General features: G+C 25.9%; 2 protein-coding genes. Both read left to right on the top strand.

Features of this window, described 5'->3' with window-relative positions:
- The first annotated feature begins 150 nt into the window (after positions 1–150).
- Positions 151–525 carry a VOC family protein gene (locus tag G3997_RS01195; RefSeq protein ID WP_296646822.1) on the top strand — a complete coding sequence of 125 codons (375 nt, stop codon included), beginning with the start codon at positions 151–153 and terminating at the stop codon, positions 523–525.
- 10 nt (positions 526–535) lie between these two features.
- Positions 536–838: a PTS sugar transporter subunit IIBC gene (locus G3997_RS01200; protein WP_296646827.1), complete on the top strand. Its 303-nt coding sequence runs from the start codon at positions 536–538 to the stop codon at positions 836–838.
- The last annotated feature ends 124 nt before the right edge of the window (positions 839–962 follow it).

The raw sequence follows: 962 nt of genomic DNA on the forward strand, positions 1-962 counted from the left end.
TAATTAATTAGGTTAAATAAATTAAATATAGTACTATAATAAATAGTATACAAAGCGATATATATAATTTTAGAATAAGATTTTAGGTTTACTTGATTTTATAAGTAATAAATGGTAGTTTATATTTATAAAAATATAAGGAGGGAAATTATGAAATTCACATTTTGTCACAATAATTTTAATGTATTAAACCTTGAAAAAAGTTTAGAATTTTATAAAAACGCATTAGGTTTAGTTGAAACAAAAAGAAAAGTAGCAGAGGATGGAAGTTTTATATTAGTATATTTAGGTGATGGAGTAAGTACACATAGTTTAGAATTAACTTGGTTAAGAGACTGGGATAGACCATATAACTTAGGTGATAATGAATTCCACTTAGCTCTTAGAGTTGAAGATTTTGAGGGTGCACATAAATTACATAAAGAAATGGGATGCATATGTTATGAAAATAAAGATATGGGGATATACTTTATAGCAGACCCAGATAATTATTGGATAGAGATATTACCACAAAATATGAAATAGAGGTAAACTTATGAATAAGATAATAACTGTAGTTACAAATGATAATGATTGTATAAAACTTTTAGAGGATGCTGGAAGTTCTATGAATATAGAGATAAGATACGAGATACAATCAAATGGTAAGATAACAAATGAACTTTCTATAAATGATATAAAAGAATCTACAGCAGTATTATTTGCTACAGATGGAGAAGTAGAAGATATAGAAAAGATAGAAAGATTCATAGACTGTGAGTACTATGAAGTTGAAAAGCAGTTTATATATAATGATGCAGCGTCAGTATTAAAAGAGATATTAGCAGATTTAAATTAATTATAGAAAGATATGTAAAATTATATAAGTAATATTTAATTTATAAAAAAGGCCTTTGAGCATATTATGCTTGAAGGTCTTTTTTTGAGCAACKGATRTATCCRAAAWGNWKTATTTCGCCGAC

This window comes from Romboutsia sp. 13368 (assembly GCF_018336475.1).
Classification (GTDB): Bacteria; Bacillota; Clostridia; order Peptostreptococcales; family Peptostreptococcaceae; genus Romboutsia.

What these genes read in the sequence shown, in the direction of transcription:
- G3997_RS01195 (WP_296646822.1), top strand. Translation starts at nt 151, where the DNA reads ATGAAATTCACATTTTGTCACAATAATTTTAATGTATTAAACCTTGAA.
- G3997_RS01200 (WP_296646827.1), top strand. Translation starts at nt 536, where the DNA reads ATGAATAAGATAATAACTGTAGTTACAAATGATAATGATTGTATAAAA.